The 5,831-nt window shown below is 74.0% G+C and carries 4 protein-coding genes; 3 read left to right on the top strand and 1 reads right to left on the bottom strand.

The window, feature by feature from the left end; all coding sequences use genetic code 11:
• Both Q1N79_RS06055 and Q1N79_RS06050 read left to right on the top strand, forming a co-directional pair.
• On the top strand, window positions 1-1,915 hold a 1,915-nt coding region (locus Q1N79_RS06055), incomplete at its 5' end, for a proton-conducting transporter membrane subunit (protein ID WP_300605430.1).
• 28 nt (window positions 1,916-1,943) lie between these two features.
• Window positions 1,944-2,333, top strand: coding sequence for a hypothetical protein (locus tag Q1N79_RS06050; RefSeq protein WP_300605428.1), 390 nt, complete (start codon window positions 1,944-1,946; stop codon window positions 2,331-2,333).
• A gap of 15 nt (window positions 2,334-2,348) precedes the next feature.
• On the opposite strand, the gene eno is transcribed toward Q1N79_RS06050, so the two are convergent.
• Window positions 2,349-3,611, bottom strand: coding sequence for a phosphopyruvate hydratase (eno, locus tag Q1N79_RS06045; protein ID WP_300605426.1), 1,263 nt, complete (start codon window positions 3,609-3,611; stop codon window positions 2,349-2,351).
• Between the two features lie 295 nt (window positions 3,612-3,906).
• Here eno and Q1N79_RS06040 point away from each other — a divergent pair, with 295 nt between their 5' ends.
• The gene (locus Q1N79_RS06040; protein WP_300605424.1) at window positions 3,907-5,661 is read left to right on the top strand and encodes a dynamin family protein; all 1,755 of its coding nucleotides are present in this window, start codon (window positions 3,907-3,909) and stop codon (window positions 5,659-5,661) included.
• Window positions 5,662-5,831 lie beyond the last annotated feature (170 nt).

The raw sequence follows: 5,831 nt of genomic DNA, 5'->3' as shown, positions 1-5,831 counted from the left end.
GAACGTCGCCGGGTGGCTCGGCACGCCCCTGCCCGGCCAGCAGGCCGCCGGGCTCGCCGCCGACCGGCTGTCCGGGTTGTTCCTCGTGCTGGCGCTCGGCGCGGCGGTCCCCGTGTCGGTCGCGTTCGCCGCATGGGCCGCCCGGCCCGCCAGCCCGGCGACGCGGATGCTGGCCGCCGGGTACGCGCTGGCGCTCGGCGCGGTCGCGGTGATCATGACGGCGCGGGACGCGTTCACGGCGCTGTTCGCGTGGGAGGCGCTGACCGTTGCCTTTTACCTGCTCGCGGGGGCCTCGCGGCGGGAGGCCGACCGGGCGGGCGCCGCGCGGATCACCGTCGCGCTCGGGAAGGTGAGCGGGGCCGCGCTGCTGCTGGGGCTGCTGCTGCTCGCCGCGAAGTCGCACTCGATCCTGCTCGCGTCGTTCACCGGCGTCCCCGGCGGCGCCGCGAAGACCGCGGCGCTCGTGCTGCTGCTCGCCGGGTTCGCCGTGAAGGCCGGGCTGGTGCCGTTCCAGGTGTGGATGCCGCGCGGGTACTCGGCCGCGCCGGGCCCGGCCCGCGCGGTGATGGCCGGTGTGTGCGTGAACGTGGGGTTCTACGGCATGTGGCGGACGCTGGAGCTGCTCGGGCGACCGCCCGGCTGGCTCGCCGGGATCCTGCTGCTGCTCGGCGGGTTCACCGCGCTGCTCGGCATCGCGCACGCCGCCGTCCAGAACCGGCTGTCCCGGGTGATCGCCTACTCAAGCGTGGAGAACACCGGGCTGATCGTCACCGGGTTCGGCGTCGCGGTGACCGGCGCGTCCGCGGCCGACCAGCGGCTCGTCGCGGTGGGCCTGCTCGCCGCGACCCTGCAGATGGTCGCGCACACGGCGGCGAAGTCGCTGCTGTTCACCTCCGCCGCCGGGATCGAGGCCGCCGCGGGCGGGGACGACCTGGAGGAACTGCGCGGGATGGGCAGGCGGACCCCGTGGAGCGGCGCGGGCCTCGCGGTGGGCGCGGTGACGCTGGCGGGGCTGCCGCCGACGGCCGGGTTCGTGTCCGAGTGGTTCCTGCTCGAGTCGCTCATGCAGCAGTTCCGGGTGACGGCGCTCGGCGGCCGGCTCACGCTGGCGCTGGCCGGCGCGGCGGTCGCGCTCACCGCCGGGTTCGCCGGGGTCACGTTCGTGCGCCTGGTGGGCATGGTGGTGCTGTCGCGGGGGAGCGACCCCCCGGAACCCCCCGGCCGCGTTCGCGCGCAAACGCGACGTGCGGACTATGGCTGGGCCGGCCGTGCGGCGATCGTCGCGCTGGCGGCGTGCCCGCTGGCGCTCGCGGCGGTCACGCCGCTTGAGGTCCGGGTGATCGCCGCCGGGTTGTCGCCGGTCGTGCCTGGCGGGCTGACGATGGGCGCGCTGAAGTCCCCGTGGGTGCTGCAGCCGGTGTTCGCCGGGTTCTCGATCCTGTCGCCGTCCTGGCTGTGGGTGGAGCTGCCGCTGATGCTCGTGCTCGTCGCGCTGCTCACGCTCGGCCTGTCCGGGCGGCGGCTGGTGCGGGTGCGGCGGGTACCGGCGTGGCGTTCTGCGACGATCGGGGTCGAAGGGGCGGACTCCTACACCGCGTTCGGCTACGCGAACCCGGCCAGGCGGGTGCTGGCCAGCGTGCTGCACACGCGGGCCGGCGTGGCAGAACTCGAACCGGCGGGGCACGGCGACGGCCACGGCACGGCCGCCGGCGGCGGGGACGCGGTGCCGCACCTGCGGTACGACTCCGACGTCGTCGAGGTCGTGGACAGCTGGCTGTACCGGCCGGCCGCGCGCGTGTTCGCGATCGTGGTGGCGGCGGCCAGGCGGCTGCAGTCGGGCCGCCTTGACGCCTACCTGCTGTACATGCTGATCGCGCTCGTCGCCGTCGTCGCGGTGGTCACCGCCCTTGCCTGACCGTGACGTTCCCGAGCATGCTCGTGTCATGGCCGGCAAGACACTGCTGGCCGCGAAATCGGCGGGCGCCGTCGCCGCCCTGGCGGTCGGCTGCGCGAGCTGCGGGGGCCCGGCGGCAGCGGGCAGTTCTCACCACGAGGCGACCGGGACGCTCAGGGTCACCGTGATGTATGCGGGCGGCCCCGCGCGTCCCGGCGGAGGCACGCCCACGTTCCCTGTCCCCAACGCCGAGGTCCAGGTCGCCTCCTCCCGCACAAGCCTCTCCTCCCGCGCGGGCAAGGACGGAGTGGTGACGTTCCGCCTGCCGGGCGGCTCCTACCTGGTGTCCTCGCCGACATGCGGTAGCAGAGGGACGGTCGAAGTGACCGTCACCGCCCCCGGGGCAGCCTCCCTGACCTGGTGGTGCCCCATCTCCTGAACCCGGTGCACCCGCTCAGTTCATGCCGTAGCGGAGGCGGGATGTGGCGGCGATCTCGAGCAGCCGGTTGTACTTGGCGGTGCGCTCGCCGCGGGCCGGGGCGCCGGACTTCAGGTGGCCGCAGCCGGTGCCGACGGCGAGGTCGGCGATGAAGCTGTCCTCGGTCTCGCCTGAGCGGTGCGAGACGAACTGCCGGTACCCGGCCTGCCGGCAGATCGCCATGGCCTGCAAGGTCTCGGTGACGGTGCCGATCTGGTTGACCTTGATCAGCGATGAGTTGCCGATGCCCCGCTCGATGGCGTCGGCGATGATCGCGGGGTTGGTGCAGAAGTTGTCGTCGCCGACCAGTTCGGTGCTGTCGCCCAGCCGCCTGGTGAGCGCGATCCAGCCCGCGTCGTCGTCCTCGCCGAGCCCGTCCTCGATCAGGTGGACGGGAAACTCGGCGGCGATCGCCGCGAGCCTGTCGATCATCTGGTCGCTGTCCAGCAGGTCGCCGGCCACCTTGTAGCGGCCGTCGGGCTGCCGGAATTCCGAGGCGGCCGGGTCCAGGGCGATCGAGACGCCGCCGGGCCCTGGGACGTACCCCGCGTCGGAGATCGCCCCGACGATCAGCCGGAGCACCTCTTCAGGCTCGCTGAGCTCGGGGGCGAAGCCGCCCTCGTCGCCGAGGCCGACGGACAGCTTGTGGTCGGTGAGTTCCCGGCGCAGCGAGGCGTAGACCTCGGCGCCCGCGCGGACCGCCTCGGGCATCGACGGGGCGCCGAGCGGGGCGATCATGAACTCCTGGAAGTCCAGGTCGTTGGGGGCGTGCACGCCGCCGTTGAGGACGTTGAAGTGGGGGACGGGCAGCGAGGGGGTGACCCCGTCGGGGGCAAGCCACTGCCACAGCGGGATTCCCGCCGCGGCGGCCAGCGCCCGGGCCAGCGCCATCGAGACGCCGACGGTGGCGTTGGCGCCGAGCCGGCTCTTGTTCGGGGTGCCGTCAAGCGCGATCATCGCCAGGTCCGCGGCGGCCAGCGAATCCCAGGGCCGCCCTCGCAGCAGGCCGGCGATCTCGCCGTTGACGGACGCGACCGCCCGCAGCACGCCCCTGCCCGCGTACCGGGACGTGTCGCCGTCCCGGAGTTCCACCGCTTCCCGCGACCCGGTCGACGCGCCCGACGGGACGCCGGCGCGGGCCGTGGTGCCGTCGGCCAGCCGGACCGTCACCGCGAGCGTCGGCCGTCCCCGGGAGTCCAGGATCTCAAGCGCGGACAGGTCGGTGACATCGAAGCTCATCGTGTTCTCCATTCTCGTTCGGTTTTCCCGTCTTTCCCATCTTTCCCGTCTTTCCTTTCCCCGCCTCCTTCCCCACATGGCAGTGTGCGCCGGCCGGGCACGGCACGGCAGGGCCGTAAGGCCCGTCTGGACGGGCGCGCGGGCAGATATCCTGGCGATAGCGCTGAATCGGCACGGCGGAGGGGCTCGCCGTTGCGGCCCGGCACCCCGATCGGTTGTGGTGGCGGGCAGCGCGTAAGCGGCCGCGGCCGCCAACGGTCCCTGCCATGCGCGAGTTACGCTGGTAGGAGGATCGATGTCGGACGGTGATGGCGCCCTAGACGGCGCGCTGGAGCAGCTTGCCGCTCTGGGGACGGACCGGGACCGGGAGCAGATCGCGGCGCTGCGGGACCGGCTGGCCGCGGCGCGGCTGCGGGTGCTCGTCGCGGGAGAGGCCAAACGGGGCAAGAGCACGCTGATCAACGCGCTCCTTGGCCGCGCGGTGCTGCCCGCGGGGGTGACCCCGCTGACCGCGGTCGCCACGACCGTGCGGTACGGCGACGACCCGCGCGTCGAGGTGCGGTTCGGTGACGGGCACGAGGAAAAGCAGCCGCTGTCGGCATTGCCTGAGCTGGTCACCGAGCGGGGCAACCCAGGCAACAGGCGCCGCGTCGCGAGCGTGACCGTGCACTTGGACGCCCCGCTGCTGGCGGGCGGGGTGGAGCTCGTGGACACGCCTGGCACCGGTTCGGTGTACGAGTGGGACACCGCCGCGGCCCGCGAGGCGCTGCAGACGATGGACGCGGCGGTGTTCGTGCTCGCCGCCGACCCGCCCGTGTCGGCGGCCGAGCGTGACCTGTACGCGACCGTGACCGGCCTGTCGGTGACGACGTTCACCGTGCTGAACAAGGCCGACCATCTCGACGCGGCCGGACTGGCCGAGGCGACCGAGTTCACCAGGCGGGTGCTCGCCGCGGCGGCGGGCGGCCATGACGGTCAGGGCGGGCGCGACCCCGGCCGGGTGTACGCGCTGTCGGCCCGCGCGGCGCTCAACGGCGGCGATCCCGGGTTCGACGAGTTCACCGCCGACTTCACCGCCTACCTGGCCAGCAGGCGGATGAGCGACCTGCGTTCGGCGGCCGTCATGCGAGCGGAGCGAATCGCCCGCTCGCTGCTTGATGAGGTAGCGCTGACCCGCCGCGCCGCGGAGCTGGCCGTGGGTGACGCCGCTGACCAGGTGGACCGGTTCGGCGAGCGGCTCACGGAGGTGGTCGTCCGCGGCCGGGACGCGGTGGCCGTGGTCAACGCCGAGTCCGGGCGGCTGCTGACAGCGCTCAACGAGGCCGCGGAAGCGTCAGGCCCGCGCCTTGGCGGTGAGGTCGCGGGGCGGCTGGACGAGGTGCTCGAGACCGAACTTCGCGACGCCTCGCCCGCCGAGATCGAACGGCGAGGCCGCGAGCGGCTGGCAGCGCTGACGCTCGCCGCGGCCGAAGCCTGGCGCGAGCAGCGGCGCCAGGTCATCGAGGACGGCCTGGCCCGCACCGATGTCAGGCTCACCGCGGACCTGCAGGCCGCACTGGACGTGCTGCGCGATTCGGCCGCCGAGCTGCTCGGGCTCGACCTGGCGGTGCCAGCGCCGGCCGGCCGGCTCGCCGAGGATCGCCGTTTCTTCTTTACCACCGCGGAAGACATCGGCCAGACCGAGTTGCTCGCCGGCGCCATCCGCCGCAGCCTGCCCGGGGAGGCCGGCCGCCGCCGCGCACGCGAGCATCTGCGTCGCGAGACCCCCGGCCTGGTGGAAAGCCAGATCGGCCGGGCGCGGGGAGACCTGCAGTACCGGCTGTCCGAGGCGGCCCGCTCCCTCGCACGCTCGGTGCAGCAACGCTACGCTGACGCCACCGACCGGATGCAGTCGGCGCTTGCGGCGGCCGCGGGATTGCGCCATGTCTCGCAGGCCACCGCCGAGGAAAAGGAACGCGAGCTGTCCGAACGGGCCGCCGTGCTGCACCATGTGCTCGCCCAGCTCGCCGAGGCGGGCAACGCCGGCGATCAGCCGGTCGCCGGGCGGTAGCTCATGCCGACGAGGATGACGAGGTCAGCGCGGTGAGCGTCCGGCGGGTGCCGGCGGCCGCGGCGGCGTTCGGTGCGGTCATCATGCTGGCGGCCGCGGCGGAGCGCGGCCGGCTCGCCGGTGCCGACCGGCGGGCATTCGAGGCGGTCCGCGCGCGCCGCGGCCCGACA

It is taken from the genome of Trebonia sp. (assembly GCF_030042015.1).
Classification (GTDB): domain Bacteria; phylum Actinomycetota; class Actinomycetes; order Streptosporangiales; family Streptosporangiaceae; genus Trebonia.
Note: the sequence above shows the minus strand (reverse complement) of the source record. Positions and strands in the feature narration are given on the sequence as shown.

What these genes read in the sequence shown, in the direction of transcription:
- Q1N79_RS06040 (WP_300605424.1), top strand. Translation starts at nt 3,907, where the DNA reads ATGTCGGACGGTGATGGCGCCCTAGACGGCGCGCTGGAGCAGCTTGCC.
- Q1N79_RS06050 (WP_300605428.1), top strand. Translation starts at nt 1,944, where the DNA reads ATGGCCGGCAAGACACTGCTGGCCGCGAAATCGGCGGGCGCCGTCGCC.
- eno (WP_300605426.1), bottom strand. Translation starts at nt 3,611, where the DNA reads ATGAGCTTCGATGTCACCGACCTGTCCGCGCTTGAGATCCTGGACTCC.